At 62.8% G+C, this 22,848-nt stretch carries 27 protein-coding genes; 17 read left to right on the forward strand and 10 right to left on the reverse strand.

What is annotated here, in order from left to right:
- Position 1 precedes the first annotated feature (1 nt).
- A complete protein-coding gene (locus ACYG9Y_RS24105) occupies positions 2-1,033 on the reverse strand; it encodes a LacI family DNA-binding transcriptional regulator (RefSeq protein ID WP_023684066.1) in 1,032 nt (343 codons plus the stop codon).
- Between the two features lie 174 nt (positions 1,034-1,207).
- Between ACYG9Y_RS24105 and ACYG9Y_RS24110 the strand changes: the two genes are divergently transcribed.
- The 3 genes from ACYG9Y_RS24110 (at position 1,208) to ACYG9Y_RS24120 (ending at position 3,945) form a co-directional block, all read left to right on the forward strand.
- Complete coding sequence (locus ACYG9Y_RS24110; protein WP_023684067.1) at positions 1,208-2,311, forward strand: fatty acid desaturase family protein; 1,104 nt, start codon at positions 1,208-1,210, stop codon at positions 2,309-2,311.
- An 85-nt stretch (positions 2,312-2,396) separates the two neighbouring features.
- Positions 2,397-2,711, forward strand: coding sequence for a MocE family 2Fe-2S type ferredoxin (locus ACYG9Y_RS24115; protein WP_023672328.1), 315 nt, complete (start codon positions 2,397-2,399; stop codon positions 2,709-2,711).
- Between the two features lie 16 nt (positions 2,712-2,727).
- On the forward strand, positions 2,728-3,945 hold the full coding sequence (locus ACYG9Y_RS24120; RefSeq protein WP_023684068.1) for an NAD(P)/FAD-dependent oxidoreductase: 1,218 nt from the start codon (positions 2,728-2,730) through the stop codon (positions 3,943-3,945).
- Positions 3,946-4,071: 126 nt separating this feature from the next.
- On the opposite strand, the gene ACYG9Y_RS24125 is transcribed toward ACYG9Y_RS24120, so the two are convergent.
- From ACYG9Y_RS24125 to hslV, 5 genes are all read right to left on the reverse strand, one after another.
- The gene (locus tag ACYG9Y_RS24125) at positions 4,072-5,028 is read right to left on the reverse strand and encodes a DUF1402 family protein (protein ID WP_023739746.1); all 957 of its coding nucleotides are present in this window, start codon (positions 5,026-5,028) and stop codon (positions 4,072-4,074) included.
- 276 nt (positions 5,029-5,304) lie between these two features.
- Entirely contained in the window at positions 5,305-6,618 is a 1,314-nt protein-coding gene (gene hslU, locus ACYG9Y_RS24130) for an ATP-dependent protease ATPase subunit HslU (protein WP_023672325.1), read from the reverse strand.
- 4 nt (positions 6,619-6,622) lie between these two features.
- Positions 6,623-7,222 (reverse strand): DUF2585 domain-containing protein, encoded by a 600-nt coding sequence (locus tag ACYG9Y_RS24135; protein ID WP_023681417.1) that lies wholly within the window; start codon positions 7,220-7,222, stop codon positions 6,623-6,625.
- Positions 7,223-7,226: 4 nt separating this feature from the next.
- A complete protein-coding gene (locus ACYG9Y_RS24140; RefSeq protein WP_023681416.1) occupies positions 7,227-7,751 on the reverse strand; it encodes a GNAT family N-acetyltransferase in 525 nt (174 codons plus the stop codon).
- Entirely contained in the window at positions 7,741-8,292 is a 552-nt protein-coding gene (gene hslV / locus ACYG9Y_RS24145) for an ATP-dependent protease subunit HslV (protein ID WP_023672322.1), read from the reverse strand. The genes ACYG9Y_RS24140 and hslV overlap by 11 nt, the downstream gene beginning before the upstream one ends.
- Positions 8,293-8,529: 237 nt before the next feature.
- Here hslV and hisB point away from each other — a divergent pair, with 237 nt between their 5' ends.
- The 9 genes from hisB (at position 8,530) to coaA (ending at position 14,364) form a co-directional block, all read left to right on the forward strand.
- The gene (gene hisB, locus ACYG9Y_RS24150) at positions 8,530-9,129 is read left to right on the forward strand and encodes an imidazoleglycerol-phosphate dehydratase HisB (protein WP_023672321.1); all 600 of its coding nucleotides are present in this window, start codon (positions 8,530-8,532) and stop codon (positions 9,127-9,129) included.
- 4 nt (positions 9,130-9,133) lie between these two features.
- Positions 9,134-9,610: a DUF2628 domain-containing protein gene (locus ACYG9Y_RS24155; RefSeq protein ID WP_023739747.1), complete on the forward strand. Its 477-nt coding sequence runs from the start codon at positions 9,134-9,136 to the stop codon at positions 9,608-9,610.
- A 1-nt stretch (position 9,611) separates the two neighbouring features.
- Positions 9,612-10,262 (forward strand): imidazole glycerol phosphate synthase subunit HisH, encoded by a 651-nt coding sequence (gene hisH / locus ACYG9Y_RS24160; protein WP_023739748.1) that lies wholly within the window; start codon positions 9,612-9,614, stop codon positions 10,260-10,262.
- 1 nt (position 10,263) lies between these two features.
- Positions 10,264-10,554 (forward strand): DUF1330 domain-containing protein, encoded by a 291-nt coding sequence (locus ACYG9Y_RS24165; RefSeq protein WP_023672318.1) that lies wholly within the window; start codon positions 10,264-10,266, stop codon positions 10,552-10,554.
- Between the two features lie 3 nt (positions 10,555-10,557).
- The gene (gene hisA / locus ACYG9Y_RS24170) at positions 10,558-11,304 is read left to right on the forward strand and encodes a 1-(5-phosphoribosyl)-5-[(5-phosphoribosylamino)methylideneamino]imidazole-4-carboxamide isomerase (RefSeq protein WP_023694622.1); all 747 of its coding nucleotides are present in this window, start codon (positions 10,558-10,560) and stop codon (positions 11,302-11,304) included.
- A complete protein-coding gene (locus ACYG9Y_RS24175) occupies positions 11,301-12,137 on the forward strand; it encodes an arginase family protein (protein WP_023702081.1) in 837 nt (278 codons plus the stop codon). The genes hisA and ACYG9Y_RS24175 overlap by 4 nt, the downstream gene beginning before the upstream one ends.
- The gene (hisF, locus tag ACYG9Y_RS24180; protein ID WP_023739749.1) at positions 12,134-12,940 is read left to right on the forward strand and encodes an imidazole glycerol phosphate synthase subunit HisF; all 807 of its coding nucleotides are present in this window, start codon (positions 12,134-12,136) and stop codon (positions 12,938-12,940) included. The genes ACYG9Y_RS24175 and hisF overlap by 4 nt, the downstream gene beginning before the upstream one ends.
- An 8-nt stretch (positions 12,941-12,948) precedes the next feature.
- Positions 12,949-13,272: a phosphoribosyl-ATP diphosphatase gene (locus tag ACYG9Y_RS24185; RefSeq protein ID WP_023672314.1), complete on the forward strand. Its 324-nt coding sequence runs from the start codon at positions 12,949-12,951 to the stop codon at positions 13,270-13,272.
- Between the two features lie 132 nt (positions 13,273-13,404).
- Positions 13,405-14,364 carry a type I pantothenate kinase gene (coaA, locus tag ACYG9Y_RS24190; RefSeq protein ID WP_023672313.1) on the forward strand — a complete coding sequence of 320 codons (960 nt, stop codon included), beginning with the start codon at positions 13,405-13,407 and terminating at the stop codon, positions 14,362-14,364.
- Here the strand turns inward: coaA and ACYG9Y_RS24195 are convergent.
- The 4 genes from ACYG9Y_RS24195 to ACYG9Y_RS24210 all read right to left on the reverse strand — a co-directional run bounded on the left by ACYG9Y_RS24195 (position 14,351) and on the right by ACYG9Y_RS24210 (position 18,531).
- Positions 14,351-15,487, reverse strand: a complete 1,137-nt coding sequence (locus ACYG9Y_RS24195) for a phosphatase PAP2 family protein (protein ID WP_023739750.1) — start codon at positions 15,485-15,487, stop codon at positions 14,351-14,353. The two genes, coaA and ACYG9Y_RS24195, sit on opposite strands and share 14 nt — an antisense overlap.
- A gap of 124 nt (positions 15,488-15,611) precedes the next feature.
- Positions 15,612-16,241 (reverse strand): alpha-ketoglutarate-dependent dioxygenase AlkB, encoded by a 630-nt coding sequence (locus ACYG9Y_RS24200; RefSeq protein WP_023739751.1) that lies wholly within the window; start codon positions 16,239-16,241, stop codon positions 15,612-15,614.
- A 158-nt stretch (positions 16,242-16,399) separates the two neighbouring features.
- Complete coding sequence (gene arfB, locus ACYG9Y_RS24205; RefSeq protein WP_023672309.1) at positions 16,400-16,834, reverse strand: alternative ribosome rescue aminoacyl-tRNA hydrolase ArfB; 435 nt, start codon at positions 16,832-16,834, stop codon at positions 16,400-16,402.
- 86 nt (positions 16,835-16,920) lie between these two features.
- Entirely contained in the window at positions 16,921-18,531 is a 1,611-nt protein-coding gene (locus ACYG9Y_RS24210; protein ID WP_023695997.1) for a phosphoenolpyruvate carboxykinase, read from the reverse strand.
- Positions 18,532-18,877: 346 nt separating this feature from the next.
- Between ACYG9Y_RS24210 and ACYG9Y_RS24215 the strand changes: the two genes are divergently transcribed.
- The 5 genes from ACYG9Y_RS24215 (at position 18,878) to ACYG9Y_RS24235 (ending at position 22,773) form a co-directional block, all read left to right on the forward strand.
- A complete protein-coding gene (locus tag ACYG9Y_RS24215; RefSeq protein ID WP_010912942.1) occupies positions 18,878-19,579 on the forward strand; it encodes a response regulator transcription factor in 702 nt (233 codons plus the stop codon).
- 85 nt (positions 19,580-19,664) lie between these two features.
- Entirely contained in the window at positions 19,665-21,446 is a 1,782-nt protein-coding gene (locus tag ACYG9Y_RS24220; RefSeq protein WP_023672307.1) for a sensor histidine kinase, read from the forward strand.
- A 12-nt stretch (positions 21,447-21,458) separates the two neighbouring features.
- Positions 21,459-21,920: an HPr kinase/phosphorylase gene (locus ACYG9Y_RS24225; RefSeq protein WP_023739752.1), complete on the forward strand. Its 462-nt coding sequence runs from the start codon at positions 21,459-21,461 to the stop codon at positions 21,918-21,920.
- A 164-nt stretch (positions 21,921-22,084) separates the two neighbouring features.
- Positions 22,085-22,486 (forward strand): PTS sugar transporter subunit IIA, encoded by a 402-nt coding sequence (locus ACYG9Y_RS24230; RefSeq protein ID WP_023672304.1) that lies wholly within the window; start codon positions 22,085-22,087, stop codon positions 22,484-22,486.
- Entirely contained in the window at positions 22,483-22,773 is a 291-nt protein-coding gene (locus ACYG9Y_RS24235; RefSeq protein WP_023672303.1) for an HPr family phosphocarrier protein, read from the forward strand. Before ACYG9Y_RS24230 ends, ACYG9Y_RS24235 begins: the two co-directional genes overlap by 4 nt.
- Positions 22,774-22,848 lie beyond the last annotated feature (75 nt).

Raw genomic sequence — 22,848 nt, forward strand, 5'->3', positions numbered from 1 at the left:
GTTAGATATTTTCCGGCAGATAGATGTCGAAGGGCAGAAAGGTCTGGCCCGGCGCGTTGGCGGCGCCGGCCTCGATGGAATGCGCCATCAGGTCGACAAGCTCGCGGCACAAGGCGGCGAGCGGCGTCGAGATCACCATTGTCAGGATGTTGTCGGCGAGTGCCGCGCGCGATTCGGCGTTGATCTCGTTGCAGACGACCACCGGCATGTTTGCGGGCTTCGCTGCGCGCAGCGCCGAGACCGCGCCTTCCATCCCGCCGCCGGCGACATAGCAGCCGGCAAGATCCGGATACCGCACCAGGAGATCGATCATCGCATCGTGGGTGACCTGGTTGGCTTCCAGATTGACCAGCGTTTCCATCACCGTGAAGTCCGGCGCATGTTCGCGGAAGAAGGAGCGAAATCCGATCTCGCGCAGTTCATGGCCGTGGAAGCGATGACTGCCGACGAAAAGGGCGACCTTGCCGGGGTTCTTTGCCGCCCTGGCGATCATCCAGGCCGCGGTGCGACCGACCTTGCGATTGTCGAGGCCGACATATCCCTCACGGATGCCAGCGGCAAAGTCGGACAGCAGCGAGAAGACAGGTTGCCCCCTCGCTTTCAGCGACTCCACGACCGCCGTCAGCGTCGGATGGTCCGGACCGACAACGGCGATTGCTCTGGATTTCGCTGCCAGCTTGCGCATCTGGGCGGCGATCTCGTCGGCGGCTAGCGAGCTGGCGAAATCGATGGTGGCGACGCCGCGGAAGCGCTGCGATTGCGAGACCGCCATTTCTAGCTCCCTCGCGAAATCGCCGTAAAAAACATCATTGCCCCGCAGCAGCAGAAAGCCGAGGCGGTATTCCGGCAATTCCTGGCGCATGCGCCGCTTGATCAGCCCGGCGGCGTGGTAGCCGATGCCGGTCGCCGCCTCATAGACGCGGCGCGCGGTTTCCTCGCGCACCGGCAGCCGGTTGTTCAGCACCCTGTCGACAGTGGCGACGCTAACGCCGGAGATGCGCGCCAGATCGGTGATGGTTGGCCGTTTTGCCATGACTGTCCCGCATGAGTGCCTGCAACTGCTTACATCGTTCTGATGGAAAATGATAGAAACTATCTTTGTGATATTGAGACTATCACCGCATGGCGCTATTTTGCGCTCGGACACAGGCGCCTGTAATGGACATATCCGTCCTGACGGATGCTGTGGCCGACGGAGGCAGCCCCTATGGAAGCGACACTATCCACACCACCGTCCCGGCGCGACTACAGCCTGATCGGCCGCGACGCCAAGCTCGCCGTCGAGACCGGCCTGTCGGCGGCCGAGTGGTATCACACCGATATTCCGCGCAAGCAGATGAAGGAGCTGATGCAGCGCTCCGATGGGCCGGCGATCCGCGACACCACGATCTGGCTCGCCGCGCTGATCCTGAGTGCCGCCGGCGGCGCCTGGTTCTGGGGCAGCTGGTGGTGCGTGCCGTTCTTCTTCGTCTATGGCGTGCTCTACGGCTCCTCCACCGACTCACGCTGGCACGAATGCGGCCACGGCACCGCCTTCCGCACCCAGTGGATGAACGACGCGGTTTACCAGATCGCCTGCTTCATGATCATGCGCAATCCGGTGACCTGGCGCTGGAGCCACACCCGCCACCACACCGACACCATCATCGTCGGCCGCGACCCGGAAATCTCGGTGATGCGCCCGCCGGACCTGTTGCGCGTCGCGCTTGCTTTCGTCGGCGTGATCGACGCCTGGAAGGCGATGTCGGACATGCTGCGCAACGCCGCCGGCAATATCAGCGCGGCGGAAAAGACTTTTATCCCCGAACAGGAGCAGCCTAAAGCCATTCGCATCGCCCGAATCTGGACGGCCATCTATGCCGTCACCATCGCGATCGCACTGTATTTCGGCTCATGGCTGCCGCTGATGCTGGTCGGGCTGCCCCGGCTCTACGGCGCCTGGCATCATGTCATGGTCGGCCTGCTGCAGCATGGCGGGCTCGCCGAAAATGTCGTCGACCACCGGCTGAACAGCCGCACCGTCTACATGAACCCGGTCAGCCGCTTCATCTACTGGAACATGAACTATCACGTCGAACACCACATGTTCCCGATGGTGCCCTATCATGCGCTGCCCAAACTGCATGCGCTGATCAAGCACGATCTGCCGGCGCCGACGCCGTCGATCCTGGCCGGCTACCGCGAGATGATCCCGGCCTTTTTGCGCCAGCTGCGCAACGAGGACTATTTCCTCAAGCGCGAATTGCCGCCGACGGCGCGGCCGTACCGCGAGGAATTCCACAACGACGTCGTCGCCGCCGCGGCGGAATGATCGCGCGATTAAGCTTTTGTTTTGACGCAACTCCGAACGGAAAACCGCAACGCACTTTTCCTGGAATTGCTTTTGGGAGGAACACATGAGCGACTGGATCGAAGCCTGCGCCGCCGGCGACATCGACGAAGAAGATGTGATGCGCTTCGATCATGGCGGCCGCACCTTCGCCATCTATCGCAGCCCCGATGACGACTACTTCGCCACCGATGGCCTGTGCACGCACGAAAAGGTGCATCTGGCCGACGGGCTGGTGATGGATGACATCATCGAGTGCCCCAAGCACAATGGCCGCTTCAATTACAAGACGGGGGCGGCACGCGGCGCGCCGGTTTGCGTCAATCTCGCCACGTATCCGGTAAAGGTCGAGGCCGGCAAAGTGCTGATCCAGATCGGGTAGGACCATGCAGGCGGGAATGGTCATCATTGGCGCCGGCGAGTGCGGCGGGCGGGCAGCCCTTGCTCTGCGCGAGCTGGGCTATGACGGGCCGGTGACGCTGGTGGGTGACGAACCCCATCTGCCCTATGAGCGGCCGCCCCTGTCCAAGGACGCAATGACGAGCGACGCGCCCGAGATCAAGACGATCGCCAGCGACGAAATTCTGGCCGAGAAATCGATCCGGCATATCCATTCCGTTCAAGCGGTGGCGATCGACCGCCCGGCGCATATGGTGCGGCTGTCGGACGGTTCGGCCCTGCCCTACGACAAGCTGTTGCTGGCGACCGGCTCGACACCGCGCAAGCTGCCGATGCCGGGATTGGGGTCGCGCTGCGTCTACCTCCGCACCTTTGCCGACGCGCTGGCCATTCGCGCCCACCTCAGCCCGGCAAACCGCATCGCCATCATTGGTGGTGGCTTTATCGGCCTGGAGCTCGCCGCTTCGGCGCGCAAGCTCGGGGCCAGCGTCACGGTCATTGAGGCGCAGCCGCGCATCCTCATGCGCGGGGTGCCGGCGGAGATCGCTGAAATCATCCATCAGGCGCATGAGGCCGAAGGCGTGACCGTGCTCACCGGTCAGGGCATCGCTGATATCGCCGACGACGGCGCTGAGGTGCACATCATGCTCGCCGATGGGCAGGACATCGTCGCCGATCTCGCCGTCATCGGCATCGGCGCCGTGCCGGTGACCGGGCTTGCCGCGGAAGCGGGGCTGACCGTCGATAACGGCATCGCCGTCAATGGCGAACTCCAAACAATCGATCCCGACATCTTTGCCGCCGGCGACTGCTGCTCGTTTCCGCTCGCTGTCTATGCTGGCCGGCGGGTGCGGCTGGAAGCCTGGCGCAATGCGCAGGAACAGGGTGCGCTGGCCGCGAAGAACATGCTGGGCGCCCGCGAAGCGCATGCCGCGGTGCCATGGTTCTGGTCGGATCAGTATGGTTTGTCGCTGCAGATCGCCGGCCTTCCCGACGAGGGCAAAAGCACGGTCCGCCGCGATCTCGGCGACGGTGCTTTTATTCTGTTTCACCTCGCCGAGGATGGCACGCTGGTGGCGGCGAGCGGCATCGGTAGGGGCAATGCGGTTGCTCGCGACATCAGGCTGGCGGAGATGCTGATCGCCAAGCAAGCCAGGCCGGCGCCGAAGGCGTTGGGGTCGCCGGATGTGAAGCTGAAGTCGTTGCTGGCGGCGTGAAGGGCTGACCTACCCTCCCCCTTGTGGGGAGGGTCGCTGCGAAGCAGCGGGGTGGGGGTGCGGCACCGACCCCCACCCGGACCTTTGGTCCGACCTCCCCACAAGGGGAGGTAAAGGGCCCCAGCCCTAAAACAGCGCCTTCAGCTCGTCCAGCTTGTCGTTGACCAGCCAGCCGTAATAATTCTCTTCCGGCAGTTTGACCGTCTCACCCGCCGCGCGGCGCTTGTCGTTCTCTGCTTTCAGCGCATAGGCGCGCTGCTCGGGATTGCCGACATTGTAGAGCGTGGCGGTCAGCCCCGGGTTGCCTGAGATGTCGAAGCCGGCAATGTTTTTGTAGGCGTCGATCGACTTCCTGATCGTCGCTGCGACGTAGGGCAATGTCAGATCCGGATCCATGATGGTCTTGTAGACCCCATTGGGATCGCCGACATCGAGTTCGGGCAGCCCCGACACCTTGTGCACGAGATCGCTCATCTGCAGCGCGGTCAGCGGGTTGAGCTGGCCGAGGCCAAAGGTCTGGCCGGCATAATAGGGCTGGAAGAAGGTGGCGCCGAAGCGGTCGTTGGGAAAGCTGGTGCCGCCGACGGTCTTGCCGCGGAAGGAGCGGTTCCACACCTGCTCGCGGCATTCCCACAGGTCGTAGCTGTCCGACATTGTGCACTTCTTGAATTCCGGCCGCTGCACGAAATCGGTGATGTCCTCGCCGTCATAGGCGAAGGACAGCTTGCTGGAGAGGTAGGAGATCGCCTTGACGTAGTAGGTCTGCAGCCGGTCGTAGGCATCGACATTGTAGGTGTGCTCGCCGACGATGGCGCCGACGATGTGCAAGGGGTTGATGCCGTAAGCGGCAGCCGCCTTCCTGATCTTGGCGCGCAATTCGGCGTCGTTCTGCAACAGAGCGTAGACCTTGCGGTATTTGGCCTGGAAGGTGGTGTTGGTGGCCTGGGTGCGGCGGCTGGAGGCGCCCGGTATGTCAGGCTGCACGACATTGCGGTTGCCCGCCGGCACCAATGTCGCCGCGTCAGCCGCGAACAGCGTCGCCGCCAGCGTCAAGCCGAGAATGAGCAGGATCAGTTTTTTCATGCGCCGCCGCCTAGAGAATTGCCGCGCAAATTAGGTAAAGCTCCCGGTCGAGTCGAGAGCGCCCTTGCAGCCAGCAAGACGAAAGGTGGCCGCATGATACCATCCGGCCACACACGATGATGTTTGCCGGAAATTGGTGCCTAAGCATCGGCCCAAAAATCGAAACCGATTTTTGGAAAGTCCGATGCGTCGATTCAATACTGTTAGAGCGACCTTTGCGCGTCCAAAGGACGCGCGGCGCTCTAACACCGGCGCCGGATGAACCGGCGCCCTCGTTTAAAGGATGAATCGCGACAAATCTGTGTTTCTGGAGAGGTCGCCGACATGCTTTTCCACATAGGCGGCGTCGATGGCGACGCTGGTGCCGTTGCGGTCCGGCGCGTCGTAGGAGATCTCGTCCAGCACACGCTCCATCACCGTCTGCAGGCGTCTCGCGCCGATGTTCTCGACACTGGCGTTGAGGTCGACGGCAATGCCGGCGAGCGAATCGATGGCGTCGTCGGTGAAGGTGAGATCGACGCCTTCGGTCTTCATCAGCGCGATATACTGCTTGATCAGGCTCGCCTCGGTCTCGGTGAGGATGCGAATGAAATCATCCTTCTCCAGGGCCCGCAACTCGACACGGATCGGCAGGCGGCCCTGCAATTCCGGCAACAGGTCGGAGGGCTTCGAGACATGGAAGGCGCCCGAGGCGATGAACAAGATATGGTCGGTCTTCAACGGTCCGTATTTGGTCGCCACCGTGGTGCCCTCGATCAGCGGCAGCAGGTCGCGCTGCACGCCTTCGCGCGAGACGCCGGCGCCCATGCCGCCTTCACGCGAGGCGATCTTGTCGATCTCGTCGAGGAAGACGATGCCGTCATTTTCGGTCGCATCTAGCGCCCGGCGCACGACCTCGTCCTGGTCAAGCAGCTTGTCGGACTCGTCGTTGACCAGCAGCGCGTAGGATTCCTTGACCGTCGTCTTGCGCGCCTTGGTCTTCTTGCCGCCCATCGCCTTCGACAGCATGTCGTTGATGTTGAGCACGCCGATATTGGCGCCCGGCATGCCGGGGATCTCGAAGCCGGGCATGCCGCCGGTGCCGGTGTCGGCAACCTCGATCTCGATCTCCTTGTCATCGAGCTCGCCGTCGCGCAGCTTCTTGCGGAAACTATCGCGGGTCGCCGGGCTAGCCGTCTTGCCGACCAGGGCTTCCAGCACGCGCTCCTCGGCGTTGAGATGGGCGCGCGCCTTGACGTCCTCGCGCATCTTCTCGCGCACCAGGCCGATTGCGATCTCGACCAGGTCGCGGATGATCTGCTCGACATCGCGGCCGACATAGCCGACTTCGGTGAACTTGGTCGCCTCGACCTTGACGAAGGGCGCACCGGCGAGCCGGGCCAGGCGGCGCGAGATCTCGGTCTTGCCGACGCCGGTCGGGCCGATCATCAGGATGTTCTTCGGCATCACCTCTTCGCGCATCTGGCCTTCCAACTGCTGGCGGCGCCAGCGGTTGCGCAAGGCGATGGCCACGGCGCGCTTGGCGTCCTTCTGGCCGATGATGAAGCGGTCGAGTTCCGAAACGATTTCACGGGGAGAGAAGGTGGTCATATCACTAAATTCCACTTTGCCACTGCTTGATGGACTCGAACGGATGCAGCAGCATGATCACGTTGAGTGTCAGATTGTCCCGGATGAGGTAGCCGACACCCAGTTCGAAGATGAGGGCGAGGCCGACGACCACCCATATAGGTAGCTTTCTGGCCATCACAAATCCCAGCATCATGGCCAGTGTGTCGGACACCGAATTGATGATGCTATCGCCATAGTAATCCAGCGAGACGGTGCCGGCGCGGTAGCGCTCGATGATGAACGGGCTGTTTTCCAGGAGCTCCCAGCCGCCCTCGATGACGACGGCGAAAGCCAGGCGCAGACCGATTGGCGAGCGCGGGAACAGGAACCAGGCCAAGGCGTAGAACAGGAAGCCGTGGATGATGTGCGAGAACGTGTACCAGTCGGAAATATGCTGGGAATTCTCCGAACTGTTCACCACACCGTGCCAGAGTTTGACGTAACCGCATGTGCAGATCGGCGTGCGGCCCATGCCGTAAAGCGCGCCGGCCTGGAAGATGAGCAGAGCGAGCACGAGCAGAAGGCCCATCCGCCAGCTGTCTTCGTAGGCCGAATAATTCTTGTCCACGCCCGGTGCCGTCATCAACTCATTCCCCCTCTTGAGCGTCGTCCTCGGCATCGATGGCCATCAGCACGGCGTCGCCATATCTAGAGTGCCTGCGATCAATGACGCGGAATCCGGCCCTTTCATAGGCGCGGATGGCGCGGCCATTGTCGGGATGCGGATCGATGATGACGCGCGGCGCACCTTCCTCGAACAGTTGCTCGACGAATTGCCTGACGATAGCCGAGCCATGACCTTTGCCAACCAGGTCCGGCACGCCGATCGACAGGTCGATGCCGAGCGTGCCGAACGGCTGGTCGGCATAGGGATGGCCATCTTCCAGATGCGGATCGTAGCTCTGCAGATAGGCGATCGGCCTGCCGTCGAGCTCGACGATCAGCGGCTCTACAGAAATTGAGTCAATATGCTCCCGGATTTCGGCGATTTCCGTCTCCGGATCGTCCCACCATTCGGCGACATGCGGCTCGGCCAGCCAGCCGGCGATCATCGGCAGGTCTTTTTCGGTAACCGGTCGAAAATCATAGAGCACCGGCGGGTTAGCCGGCATCGAGCGTTTCGACAACAAAGTTGTTGTTGGTGTAGACGCAAATGTCGGAGGCGATCTGCATCGCCTTGCGGGCGATCTCCTCGGCATCCTTGTCGCTGTCCATCAGCGCGCGGGCAGCGGCCAGCGCATAGTTGCCGCCGGAACCGATGGCCATGACGCCGAATTCGGGCTCCAGGACGTCGCCGGTGCCGGTGAGCGCCAGCGAAACCGACTTGTCGGCCACCAGCATCATTGCTTCCAGCCGGCGCAGATAACGGTCGGTGCGCCAGTCCTTGGCGAGCTCGACGCAGGCGCGCGTCAACTGGTCGGGATATTGTTCGAGCTTGGCTTCCAGCCGCTCCAGAAGGGTGAAAGCGTCCGCCGTGGCGCCGGCGAAACCGGCAATGACATTGCCGCCCTTGCCGATGCGGCGCACCTTTTTGGCGTTGCCTTTCATGATGGTCTGGCCAAGGCTGACCTGGCCGTCGCCGGCGATCACCACCTTGTTGCCCTTGCGCACCGTCACGATGGTCGTGGCGTGCATACTCAGTTCATTGGACATTTTTAGCTCCGATTCGCGCGATCCCGATAAGGCGATTGGCGCGCGGTACGAGTGATTTCGATCGGCCATATGTATGCATGGGGCGGGTGATTGCAAACGGCGTACGCCATGGCCGGTGGCTGTCCGCATCGCAACTGGCAATCGCCGGATCATGCTGCTAGAAGGCTTTCGTTTTCAAGCAAATGACAGCTTGGAACCCCGTCTTGAGTTTCGAACCCCTCAGCCAAGGACAAGGTCATGGCGTCCCGTTCCGCCGAAGTCAGCCGCAAGACCAAGGAAACCGAGATCAGCGTCTCGGTCCATGTCGACGGCACCGGAAAATCCGACATGTCGAGCGGCGTCGGCTTCTTCGACCACATGCTGGACCAGCTGTCGCGCCACTCGCTGATCGACATCACGGTGAAGGCCAAGGGCGACCTGCACATTGACGACCACCACACGGTCGAGGACACCGGCATTGCGATCGGCCAGGCGCTGGCCAAGGCGCTGGGCGAGCGGCGCGGCATCATGCGCTACGCCTCTGTCGACCTTGCCATGGACGAGACGCTGACGCGGGCCGCGATCGACGTGTCGGGCCGTCCGTTTCTGGTCTGGAATGTCGCCTTCTCGTCGCCCAAGATCGGCACGTTCGACACCGAACTGGTGCGAGAATTCTTCCAGGCGCTGGCGCAGAATGCCGGCATCACGCTGCATGTCACCAACCATTATGGCGCCAACAACCACCATATTGCCGAGACCTGCTTCAAGGCGGTGGCGCGCGCGCTACGTTTCGCACTGGAGCGCGACCCGCGCCAGCCGGAAGCGGTTCCCTCCACCAAGGGATCTCTGAAAGGGTAGGCTGATGGCCATCTATGTCGTGATGGAACCGCCAGGCCGCACCGAGGCGGCCGACGCAACCATTTTTGTCCGCGACGGTTTTTCCTGGCTGGCTTTCCTGGTGGCGCCGCTGTGGCTCGCCTGGCACCGGCTTTGGATCGAGGCCGCGCTCGCCTTCGTCGCCATGGGGCTCATCTCGGTGCTCGGCCAATGGCTGGGACTGGACTGGGCCGGCTCCGCACTGTCTTTACTGGTGTCGCTCTATATCGGGCTGGAAGGCCAAGGGTTGCGGCTCGCAGCGCTGCGCCGCGGCGGCTGGCATGAATGGGGCGTCGTCGAAGCCGACAATCCTGACGATGCCGACATCCGCCAGTCACTGGACGCCGAGGCGCTTGCCGATGAGCCGGCGCCGCTGCCGCGCATCGTGCCGGACGCCAGCCTGGCCCGGCCGGCGCAGACCGGGCTGACGCTGGGCCTGAGCCATACGCCGGGAAAAGCCTGAGATGCGGGTCGCGATCATCGATTACGGGTCGGGCAATCTGCGCTCGGCCACCAAGGCCTTCGAGCGCGCCGCGCATGAAGCCGGCATTGCGGCTGCCATCGAGCTGACCGCCGATGCCGAGCGTGTGCGCAGCGCCGACCGCATCGTTTTGCCCGGCGTCGGCGCCTATGCCGATTGCGCGGCGGGCCTGCGCGGCGTCGCCGGCATGTGGGAAGCGGTGGAAGAGGTAGCGATCGCCAAGGCGCGGCCGTTCCTCGGCATCTGCGTCGGCATGCAGCTGATGTCGGAGCGCGGCCTGGAAAAGACCGTGACCAAGGGCTTCGGCTGGATTGCCGGCGACGTCAAGGAGATCACGCCCGCCGATCCGGCACTGAAGATCCCGCAAATCGGCTGGAACACCATCGATCTGGAGCGCAAGCACCCGCTGTTTTCGGGTATTGCGACCGGGCCTAAGGGTCTGCACGCCTATTTCGTTCATTCCTACCATCTCGACGCGACAAGGCCGGACGAAGTGCTGGCCGTCGCCGATTATGGCGGCCCGGTAACGGCGGCGGTCGCGCACGGCAACCTTGCCGGCACGCAATTCCATCCGGAAAAGAGCCAGGCGCTCGGCCTGGCACTGATCACCAACTTCCTGCGCTGGAGGCCTTGAGATGAGCAAGAAGGGCTACTGGATGGCGATGGTCGATGTGACCGATCCGGAAAACTATCCGAAATACATCGCCGCCAACAAAGCGGCGTTCGACAAATACGGCGCGAAATTCCTGACGCGAGGCGGTCAGTCGTCAAGCCCGGAAGGGCCATCCGGCAATCGCCATGTGATCGTCGAGTTCGAAAGCTACGAGGTCGCGCTGGCGTGCTTCCATTCCCCCGAATACCAGGCAGCGCTGAAATTCCGGCGCGCTTATTCGACCTCGCATTTCGCCATTGTGGAAGGGGTCTGAACGGTGATCCTGTTTCCGGCCATCGACCTCAAGGACGGCAAGTGCGTGCGGCTGAAGCACGGCGATATGGCGACCGCGACCATCTACAATGACGACCCTGCGGCCCAGGCCAAGGCCTTCGAAGAGCAAGGGTTTGAATGGCTGCATGTCGTCGACCTCAACGGCGCCTTCAAGGGCCAGAGCGTCAACAGCGCGGCGGTCGGCGCCATCCTCAAGGCGACGAAAAACCCGGTGCAGCTCGGCGGCGGCATCCGCACGCTGGCGCAGATCGAGGACTGGCTCGACCGCGGGCTGGCCCGCGTCATCCTCGGCACGGTGGCGGTGCGCGATCCCGACCTGGTCCGGGAAGCCTGCAAGGAATTTCCTGGAAAGATCGCCGTGGGCATCGACGCCAAGGGCGGCAAGGTGGCGGTCGAAGGCTGGGCCGAGGCCTCCAGCCTCGGCGTCATCGAACTGGCGCGGAAATTCGAAGGCGCCGGCGTTGCCGCCATCATCTACACCGATATCGACCGCGACGGCGTTCTGACCGGCATCAACTGGGATGCCACGATCGATCTCGCCGACGCCGTCTCGATCCCGGTCATCGCCTCGGGCGGGCTGGCTTCGATCGCCGACATCGTGCGCATGACCATGCCCGACGCGAAGAAACTGGAAGGCGCCATCTCCGGCCGCGCGCTCTATGACGGGCGTATCGACCCGGCCGAGGCGCTTGCGGTGCTGCAGGGCAAGGCGATGGAGACCCGGCCGTGAAAATCTCCATCATTCTGGCCTCCTATGACAGCGGCCACTATCACGGCGGCATGGGCCGAGGCCCGGATGCACTCATCGCCGGCGGGCTTGTCGACGCGCTGACGCTCTCCGGGCACGACGTCGTCGTCACCGATATCGGCAGGGTTGGCGACGAACAGCAGCGCGAGATCGCCACCGGCTTTGCCGTGTGCGGTGCCGTCTCCGGCGAGGTCCGCATCGCCATAGACCGCGGCCGGCTTCCCATCGTGCTGGCCGGCAATTGTCTGACATCGGCCGGTGCGGTTGCCGGCGAGGATGCCGATGCGATCATCTGGGCCGACCAGCATGGCGATCTCAACACCCCGGAGACGTCCATCTTCGGCTTTCTCGACGGCATGGCGCTGGCCACGGTTCTCGGCCTGTGCTGGAAGCCGATGGCCTCGGCCATCCCCGGCTTCCGGCCGATCGATCCGGCGCGTTGCGTGCTGGTCAACGCGCGCGATCTCGATCCGGCCGAAACGGAGCTGTTGAAGACGTTGCCGGTCATCCGCACCGAATGCCCGGACTGGGCGACGGCGAGCGGCAGGCTGAAGGCGCCGGATGCGAAGCGGGTGCACCTGCATCTCGATCTCGACGTGCACGACCCCGGGGCGCTGCAGGCCAACCGCTACACCACGCCCGGCGGCCCGGAGCCGAAACAGCTGCGCCAGGCTGTCTGCGGCATGGCCGGCCTGCTGCCGATTTCCGGCATCACCATTTCCGCCTACGATCCGGCGTTCGATGCGCAGGCCGAGGTTCCGCCGCTGGTCGGCGAACTGCTCAGCGAGTTGCTGGCGACGATGGAGAAGGGCTGATGCTGAAGGCCCGAGTCATCCCTTGCCTTGACGTCAAGAACGGCCGCGTCGTCAAGGGCGTCAATTTCGTCGACCTCATCGATGCCGGTGATCCGGTCGAGGCGGCCAAAGCCTATGACGCGGCCGGCGCTGACGAGCTTTGCTTTCTCGATATCACCGCGTCGTCCGACAACCGTGAAACCATCTTCGACGTCGTCGCCCGCACCGCCGAACAATGCTTCATGCCGCTGACCGTCGGCGGCGGCGTGCGCCAGGTCGCCGATATCCGCAAACTGTTGCTGGCCGGCGCCGACAAGGTGTCGATCAACACTGCGGCGGTGAAGAATCCCGATTTCGTCGCCGAAGCCGCCGACAAGTTCGGCAACCAGTGCATTGTCGTCGCCATCGACGCCAAGAGGGTGTCGGCGCCGAAAGAGCCCGGCCGCTGGGAGATCTTCACCCACGGTGGCCGCGAAAAGACCGGCATCGATGCGGTCGAGTTCGCGCGAAAAATGGTCGATCGCGGCGCTGGCGAGATCCTGCTGACCTCGATGGACCGCGACGGCACCAAGGCCGGTTACGACATTGCGCTGACCCGCGCGATAGCGGATGCGGTGCGCGCGCCGGTCATCGCGTCGGGCGGCGTCGGCACGCTCGACCATCTGGTCGAGGGCATTCGCGACGGCCACGCCGGCGCCGTGCTCGCGGCCTCGATCTTCCATTTCGGCACTTACACGATTGCGGAAGCCAAGGCGCATATGGCCGAGGCCGGGCTACCGATGCGGCTGGACTACCCGGTTCAATCCACTCCACAAAGGCTGTAGGCTGCGCCATGGCTGAATTTTCGCTGTCCGATCTGGAAACGATCATTGGCGAACGCGCCCGTTCCGGCGACCCGGACTCGTGGACGGCAAAACTGTTCGCCAAAGGCATCGACAAGGCGGCGCAGAAGCTTGGTGAAGAGGCAGTCGAGACCGTCATTGCCGCCGTCAAGGGCGACAAAAATGCCCTCGTTTCCGAAAGTGCCGATCTCATATATCATTGGCTCGTCGTGCTTGGCATGGCCGGCGTTTCGCTGGGCGAGGTGCTGAAGGAGCTTGAGGGCCGTACCGGCCGTTCGGGCGTCACTGAAAAGGCATCCCGGCCGAAAGGCTGACCGCGAGAGCCGGATGATTTCGGGCCGAGGCCTTAAATCTGAATCCGTCTCTAAATTGATAGAGGGAGCATGATGTCGCCCGAAAACCGCTTCACACTTTTCGGCCTCATGCTCTAGAGGGCAGGAAACTCGATGGACCAGCTCGCTCCGACCGAGAAATATTCCCCCTATCGTTTCTTCTCGGCCGAGCAATGGTCGAACTTCCGCGCCGACACGCCGATGACGCTGGGCGAAGACGAGATCAACCGTCTGCGCTCACTGAACGATCCGGTCGACCTGGAAGAAGTCAAGCGCATCTATCTGTCGCTCTCGCGGCTGCTTTCGGCGCATGTCGAGGCCAGCCAGTTGCTGTTTCGCCAGCGCCAGGCCTTCTTCAACGCGCTGGATGTGGTCAAGACACCGTTCATCATCGGCATTGCCGGTTCGGTTGCGGTCGGCAAATCGACCACGGCGCGCGTGCTGAAGGAGCTTCTGGCGCGCTGGCCGTCGAGCCCCAAGGTCGATCTCATCACTACCGACGGGTTCCTGCTGCCCAACAAGGTGTTGCGACGCGACAATCTGATGGAGCGCAAGGGCTTTCCCGACAGCTACGATGTCGGTGCGCTGCTGCGTTTCCTGTCGGGCATCAAGTCGGCCCAGCGCAATGTCCGCGCGCCCGTCTATTCGCATTTGACCTATGACGTCATTCCCGGCGAGTTCGTCACCATCGACCGGCCAGACATTCTGATCTTCGAAGGCATCAACGTTCTGCAACCCGGCAAATTGCCAAAGGACGGCAAGATCGTGCCGTTCCTGTCGGATTTCTTCGATTTCGCCATTTATATAGATGCCGACGAGAAGCTGATCCACCAATGGTACATCGCCCGCTTCATGCGCCTGCGCGAGACGGCCTTCCGCAATCCGGACTCCTTCTTCCACCGCTATTCGCAGCTTTCGGAAGACGCCGCGCGCGCCATTGCGGAAGGCTTGTGGGCCAACATCAACCTGAAAAACCTGCGCGAGAACATCGTGCCGACACGGGCGCGGGCCGACCTCATCCTGCGCAAGGGCGCCAATCATCTGGTCGAGGAAGTGGCGCTCAGGAAACTGTGACGACCGCCTCCGGGCGGCTGCCGCCAGCCGCCGATTGCCGGGCCGGGCCTGGCATCAGGATTTCGCCGTCGGGTACCAGCTTGCGGACGGCCGCACATAGGGCGATCGTGAGCGCGACCGCCGCATAACCATCGATCGCATAGTGCCAACCAAGATAGACCGAACTCGCGACTATGAAGGCGACATACAGAAATGCGATGGCGCCCAACCGCTGGTCGTACTCCCAGGTATACACCGCATTCAGGGTGATCAAGGCGACATGAACGCTTGGAAATGCCGATATTCCCGACGCGAGTCCAGTCACACCCTCGGTCTGGAGCGTCCACAGATACTGCTGGTACACGGCGGCGGAACTCGCCGACCGGCTTTGCGCAAGAAACGAAAGCTGTTCACCGAAGCGTGGCACATCGCCGGTGACATAGCCGTAGAACGCCGGTCCGGCCGACATGAACAGCCCGGCCAGGATGTTTCCGACGACCACCCACACCACCATGAAGGACAGCACATAGCGTCTCTTCAGATGCGTGGTGCGTGGTGACGTGACAATGAAAAACAGCATGCTGTAGCAAATGATGAACCACAGCATGTCGTAGTTCCATCCGACGGATTCCCGTACCCAGTCATGCTTGCCGATAACGTAGAGCCATCGCCACGGATCAGTGCCGAAATGCAGATAGGCATCGATATCTGCCAAGGCGCGATCATAGGGGAACCCTTTCCACAGGACGGACATGCCGTTCTTGACCGAGGTGAAGGTGCTTTGGAAAATCATGATGCCCATCAACAGACATATGCCGGAAAAGAGAACCGCCATCCGCTCGGCTGAGAACATCTTGCCCGCAGCAAATTTCCGCCGACGCTCAAATCGATGCAAAAGCCAGCCGGTTTCCAGGAGAAGCGATACCGCCGGCAGCACGAAACCGAAAACCATAAGCCATATCGGCACGTAGGTCTGGTATGCGGTGCGATGGAGCGCGCCGACCCAAGCCAGAAACCCCAGCCCCGTTGCAGTGTAGATGCCAATGAACAGGTAGAGCGATGCATCCGAGCGGGCGATCGAAACCGTGCGCCATGCGGCATTTCGAATGTAGCGCCAAATCACTTCGGATTCGATTTCGAGCATGGTATCCACACCGGGAATGATGACGTTTTGGCGCAGACTAGCGGCCGAAACCTTAAATTCCGTTAGGGATTTTTCATTCGCAAGGTCAGTGGTTCAGTAAGTGCAAGAATGCACTCTCACCTCTTCAAGGCAAGGTCACCCGCCGCAGCGTCAGATTGATCCGGCCGCCATTTTTCAGCAGCGCCGAGGTCGACGGATAGATGCGGTCGACGCCGTGGAAGCAGAGCCGGCCTTCGCCGCCGAGCACGACGACGTCGCCGCTTTTCAGGCGGAACGATTTGGTACCGCCGTCGCGTGTGGCCCCCCTGCCCGTCACTTGGCCGACCCGGAACAGGCAATCGTCGCCAAGTGACACCGAGACCACTGGGGCCGAGAAATCGGCTTCGTCGCGATCCTGGTGCAGACCCATTTTGGCGTCCTGCGTATAGAAATTGACCAGGCAGGCCTCCGGCGGATTCGGATAGGCGGCGACCTCCCGCCACAATTGCAGCAGCACGTCCGGGATCGGCGGCCATGGCTCTCCGGTGAGTGGGTGCGTTGGCTGGTAGCGATAGCCCAGCTCCTTGTCAGTGACCCAGCCGAGCGTGCCGCAATTGGTCATGCGCACGCTCATCTCCTTGCCGGTCCGCGGCATCGCCGGCACGTACAGCGGCGCCCGCTGTACAATTGTCCTCACCTCTTCCACCAGCGCTTCCTGCGCCGCGCGGGACAGATAGCCGGGCATATGGCGGACGCCTTTGGGCAGAACGAGCATGACTTCGCCTCCGGTTGATACTGAAACCATGCCACCGCCAATCAGAAACGGCGACCCGAAAGCCACCGTTGTCGGTCTCCCTTGCTGTGGCAATGGTGAAACCTTGCGTCTGCGGTTCCGAAGGGGAGGCCGCTTTATGCACGCAGTCGGCGCGGTCCTTAGTCGTTCTCTACCCGGCCGCGCAGCTTTTTGATCGTGCCGCGCCCTGCCTTGCTTTGCAGCCGCCGCTCCACCGAGCCTTTCGACGGCCTGGTCTTCTTGCGCGGCGGCGGCGGCGGTTCCGCGGCCTTGGCGACCAGCGCCGTCAGCCTTGCCCGGGCATCGGCCCGGTTCTGCTCCTGGGTGCGGAAGCGGCCGGCCTCGATGACGATGACGCCGTCCTTAGTGGCGCGCTGGCCGGCGAGCTTGATCGTGCGCGCGCGCACGCGTTCGGACAGGCCAGCCGCATTGGCGGCGTCGAAGCGCAATTGGACGGCGGTCGCCACCTTGTTGACGTTCTGGCCGCCGGGACCCGACGAGCGGATGAAATCCTCGTGCAGGTCGCCCGGATGGATTACGGCTTCGTCCGATATGATGATGTCGTCGATAGGCATGCCGCAGTCATGGCGCGGCGGACCAAAAAAGAAAAGGCCCGATCGAGATCGCGCCTTTCAAGGATGCTTCGGTGAAGACGCCTCGACTATTCCGCAGCTTCCTGCAGGCGGGGTGCTGCGCCGAGCACGACGGCATCGACATGGCTCTCGAATTTCTCGAAGTTGACGGCGAACATGCCGACCAATCGCGCTGCCTGCCGGTCATAGGCTGCCTTGTCGGCCCAGGTCGAACGCGGGTCGAGAATGGCGCTGTCGACGCCAGGCACAGCAACCGGCACCTCGAAGCCGAAATTGGCGTCGGTGCGGAAACCGGACGCCTTCAGCGAACCGTCAAGCGCTGCGGCCAGCAAGGCGCGCGTCGCCTTGATCGGCATGCGCTTGCCGGTGCCGTAGGCGCCGCCGGTCCAGCCGGTGTTGACCAGCCAGCAATCGGCGCCGTGGCGGGCGATCAGCTCGCGCAGCAGATTGCCGTATTCCTTGGGGTGGCGCGGCATGAACGGGGCGCCGAAGCAGGTCGAGAACGTCGCTTCCGGCTCGGTAACGCCCTTCTCGGTGCCGGCCACCTTGGCGGTGTAGCCGGAGAGGAAGTGGTACATCGCCTGCGCCGGGGTCAGCCGTGCGATCGGCGGCATGATGCCGAAGGCATCGGCGGTCAGCATGATGATGTTTTTCGGGTGGCTGGCCCGTCCGCTCTTCGAGGCATTGGGGATGAAATCCAGCGGATAGGCGCAGCGCGTGTTTTCGGTGAGCCGGCCGTCGTTGAAGTCCGGCACGCGGTCGGCGTTGAGCACGACATTTTCCAGCACCGTGCCGAAACGCTGCGTGGTGGCGAAAATCTCCGGCTCGGCCTCGGCCGACAGCCGGATCGTCTTGGCGTAGCAGCCGCCTTCGAAGTTGAAGATGCCGTGCGGTCCCCAGCCGTGCTCGTCGTCGCCGATGAGCGTACGTGACGGATCGGCCGACAGCGTCGTCTTGCCCGTCCCGGAAAGCCCGAAGAAGATCGCTGCGTCGCCGCCCGGGCCCTCATTGGCCGAGCAGTGCATCGGCATGACGCCCTTTTCCGGCAGCAGATAGTTGAGCATGGTGAACACCGATTTCTTCATCTCGCCGGCATAGGAAGTGCCGCCGATCAGCACGATCTTGCGGGTGAGATCGACCGCAATCACCGTTTCGGTGCGGCTGCCGTGGCGGGCCGGATCGGCGCGGAAGGACGGCAGGTCGATGATCGTCATCTCCGGCACGAAATCCTCGAGCTCGGCGGCCTGCGGGCGGATCAAAAGATTGCGGATGAACAGCGAGTGCCAGGCGAATTCGGTGATGACCCGCGTCGGCAGCTTCAGCTCGGCATCGGCGCCGCCGACGAGGTCCTGCACATAGAGATCGCTATTCGCGGCGTGGACAAGGAAATCGGCGAGCAGCATTTCGAACTGGCCCGCCGAAATCGCCTTGTTGTTGTCCCACCAGACATGGGGCTCGGTGGCGCCATCGCGGACGACAAACTTGTCCTTGGGCGAGCGGCCAGTGTGCTGGCCGGTCTCGGCAAGCAGCGCGCCGCCGGCGGTCAACCGGGCCTCGCCACGACGGATCGCTGCCTCATAAAGGGCGGCCGCACCAAAATTATAATGCACCGTGCCGGTGGTTTTCAGGCCGATACGATCGATCGCGCAAGCAGAATTGCGTTTGCCGACTTCCGACATCAAGGGTCCCTTCTTCTGGATTCGCCGCACTTTGCCGGCGCGTTTCCGGCGAGCCCGCGTTAGGGGCTGAGACGGTGAGAACCAGAAAACTCGAATGATATCAAATCATTAATCGATTTAAAAATTTTGAAAGTTGTTTAAATCGTTTATATGTGCAAAGAATCACGGTGGTTGCCCAAAGGATTGGCACACAGTGTTCGTCCAACCCGTGTAGAGGTTCCGATGGGGCCGCCGGCAAGCCGTCCGCGACAGCGGGTGGAGCCTGTGCCACATTTTGTACCTAATTTGTCCTGCAAAAGCCCCTTCTCTAAGACAGAAGGGACAGCTCATGAGGGAGCCGCTTGAAATGGCAACAATCGCGCTTGTCGATGACGACCGCAACATTCTGACATCGGTGTCGATCGCCCTCGAGTCCGAGGGGTATCGCGTCGAGACCTACACGGATGGTGCGTCGGCGCTGGAAGGCCTGGCGGCGCGGCCGCCGAATCTCGCCATCCTCGACATCAAGATGCCGCGCATGGACGGCATGGAGCTGTTGCGCCGGATGCGGCAGAAGTCCGACCTGCCGGTGATCTTCCTGACCTCGAAGGACGATGAGATCGATGAGCTTTTCGGCCTCAAGATGGGCGCCGACGATTTCATCCGCAAACCGTTCTCGCAGCGCCTGCTGGTCGAGCGGGTGCGCGCCGTGCTGCGCCGCGCCAGCGCCCGCGAAGCTGCGGCAAAGGCGCCCAGCCAGCAGGCCCGTTCGCTCGAACGCGGCCAGCTCGTCATGGACCAGGAACGCCATACCTGCACCTGGAAGGGCGAGCCGGTGACGCTGACGGTCACCGAATTTCTCATCCTGCACTCGTTGGCGCAGCGCCCCGGCGTGGTAAAAAGCCGTGATGCGCTGATGGATTCCGCCTATGATGAGCAGGTCTATGTCGACGACCGCACCATCGATAGCCACATCAAGCGGCTGCGCAAGAAGTTCAAGGCCGTCGATGACGACTTCGAAATGATCGAAACCCTTTACGGAGTCGGATACCGGTTCCGCGAAGCTTGAGTTGATGCATGTCGCCCAAAAGTGGTCGCGGTTTTTGGGACGACGACATGCATAAAACCAAAGACTAGGCGGGAGCTGCTATTCGATGGCAGTGGATGTACAGCGGAGCAGACGAACGAGCGCTGTCAGGCGGTCGCGGATTCTGCCCGCATTCCTGTCGAGGTTGACGGTGCCGATGCGCCGCTTCCTCGGCCACCACATCTTTTCCAGCCTGACCCGGCGCATCCTGTTCCTCAACCTGGCCGGCCTCGCCGTGCTGGTCACCGGCATCCTCTATCTCAACACCTTCCGCGACGGGCTGATCGACGCCCGCGTCGAAAGCCTGATGACGCAGGGCGAGATCATCGCCGGCGCCATTGCCGCGTCGGCGACGGTCGAGACCGATTCGATCAGCATCGATCCAGAAAAACTGCTTGAACTGCAGGCCGGCGAAAGCCTGGGGCCGGGCTCCGACCAGCTCGACAATCTGGATTTCCCGATCAATCCCGAGCGCGTGGCGCCGGTGCTGCGGCGGCTGATTTCGCCGACGCGCACCCGGGCCCGCATCTATGACCGCGACGCCAATCTGCTGCTCGATTCGCGCCATCTCTATTCGCGCGGCCAAATCCTGCGCTACGACCTGCCGCCGGTCGAGGACGAGCAGCCGGATATGCTGGAGCGCGTGCAGAAATTCGTCTTCGACTTCTTCCGCAACAAGGACCTGCCCGTCTACCATGAGCAGCCCGGCGGCAACGGTGCGGCCTTCCCGGAAGTGGTCAAGGCGCTGACCGGCAGTCCATCGACGATCGTGCGGGTGAGCGAACAGGGCGAGCAGATCGTTTCGGTGGCGGTGCCGATCCAGCGCTTCCGTGCCGTCCTCGGCGTGCTGATGCTGTCGACGGAAGGCGGCGACATCGACAAGATCGTCGCCGCCGAACGCAAGGCTATTTTGCGCGTGTTCGGCATCGCCGCCCTGGTCACCGCCATCCTGTCGATGCTGCTCGCATCCACCATCGCCAATCCGCTGCGCCGCCTATCGGCGGCGGCAGTGCGGGTGCGGCGCGGCGTCAAGAGCCGCGAGGAGATCCCCGACTTTTCCGACCGCCAGGACGAGATCGGCAATTTGTCGGTCGCGGTGCGCGACATGACCAATGCGCTCTATGCCCGCATCGAGGCGATCGAAAGCTTCGCCGCCGATGTCTCGCACGAGTTGAAGAACCCGCTGACCTCGCTGCGCAGCGCGGTGGAGACCTTGCCGCTTGCCAAGAACGACAATTCACGCGGCAGGCTGATGGAGATCATCCAGCACGATGTCCGGCGTCTCGACCGGCTGATCACCGACATTTCCGATGCCTCGCGCCTAGACGCCGAACTGGCGCGTGAGGATGCCGCCACGGTCGATTTGAAGAAATTCATCACCGATCTCGTCGCCGTGTCGCGCGAAGCGACGCGCAACAAAAAGGCTGTCGAGATCGAATTCAAGGCCGCCAAGCTGCCGCAAGGCGTCAAAGGCTATTTCGTCACCGGCCATGATCTCAGGATCGGCCAGGTCATCACCAATCTGATCGAGAATGCCCGCTCCTTCGTGCCGGAGGACCACGGTCACATCGCCATTTCCCTGGCACGCTCGGGCAAGGTCAACATCGTCACCGTCGACGACAACGGCCCCGGAATCCGCGCCGACGCCATCGACCGCATCTTCGAGCGCTTCTACACCGACCGCCCGGCCGGCGAGGCGTTCGGCCAGAATTCAGGGCTTGGCCTGTCGATATCCAGGCAGATCGTCGAAGCCCATGGCGGCACGCTGACCGCCGAGAACATCCCCGGCACCAAGCCCGGCGACATCAAGGGCGCGCGCTTCGTCGTTACGCTGCCGGCCGAAGGCTGATCGCGGCTGCGCATGCCCGATCCCACCGCGAAACCCGAGAACATCCATGCCACCGCAATCCAGATTGGCGAGCGGGGCGTCCTGATCACCGGGCCGTCCGGCTCGGGCAAGACAACGCTGGCGCTGGCGCTCATCGACCATTTCAGCCGGCTCGGGCTGTTTGCGCGGCTGATCGGCGACGACCAGCTGTTTGTCGCGGCGCGTTTCGGGCGGCTGGTCTGCCATGCGCCCGCCAGCATCGCCGGCCTCACAGAGGTGCCCGGACTTGGTCCGAAGCCGCTTTTGTTCCAACCTGTGGGGGTCATCGACCTTACGATCCAGCTGGTTGCCGCAAACGCTGTGGAGCGTTTCCAGGAAGAGTCGAGCGCGACCATTGCCGGCTGTGTGGTGCCGCGCATCGACCTCGTTCAGCGCAACGTCACTGCGGCTTTGCCGGCGGTAATGGCGCGGCTGGAGATTGCGCCTTTCGTATGATCCGCCGCCGGTTTTTTGCTGCAGTGCGTCAAATTGGCCATGGCCGACGCAATTTTGGGCTTGTCAACGCGCCGCGCGTCGACAAGATAGCGCTCCCGCCGCCTGGGATGGCCGGCGAGCATAAAAAGCGCCTGTGAAGCGGCGATGACGGGAGCCACCATAGAATGATCGGACTCGTGCTTGTAACGCACGGTCAACTGGCCGCCGAGTTCCGCCATGCCGTGGAACATGTCGTGGGGCCACAAGACAATTTCGAAACCGTGGCAATCGGCGCCGATGACGATATGGAGCAGCGTCGGCGCGATATCGTCGACGCCGTCGGCCGCGTCGACACCGGGACCGGCGTCATCGTTCTGACCGATATGTTCGGCGGCACGCCTTCCAATCTCGCCATTTCGGTGATGGAATCCGGTCGCACCGAGGTCATCGCCGGCATGAACCTGCCGATGCTGATCAAGCTGTCGTCGATCCGCAAGGGCGACAACATGGCGACCGCGCTCGACGAGGCGCAGGCCGCGGGGCGCAAATACATCAACGTCGCAAGTCAGCTGCTGAGCAGCAAATGAACGCGCTGTCGCCCGGTGAGATCGTGCGCGAGTTCCCGATCGTCAACCAGCGCGGCCTGCATGCGCGCGCCTCGGCGAAGTTCGTCCAGGTCGCCAGCGGCTTCGACGCCACCGTCCATGTCGAGAAGGATGGTCTCAAGGTCGGCGGCACCTCGATCATGGGGCTGATGATGCTGGCGGCGAGCCCCGGTTATTCGATCCGCGTCACCGCCAGCGGCGCTGAAGCCGCAGCGGCGATGGACGCGCTGGAGCAGCTGGTCGCCTCGCGCTTCGGCGAAGAGTGCTGAAGTTTTTGCTTGAACGCCGTTGTCCCAAAACCGCGGGATACTTTTGGGCGGCATGCATCCCCGTAAAACACATAC

The organism is Mesorhizobium sp. W050, assembly GCF_054719535.1.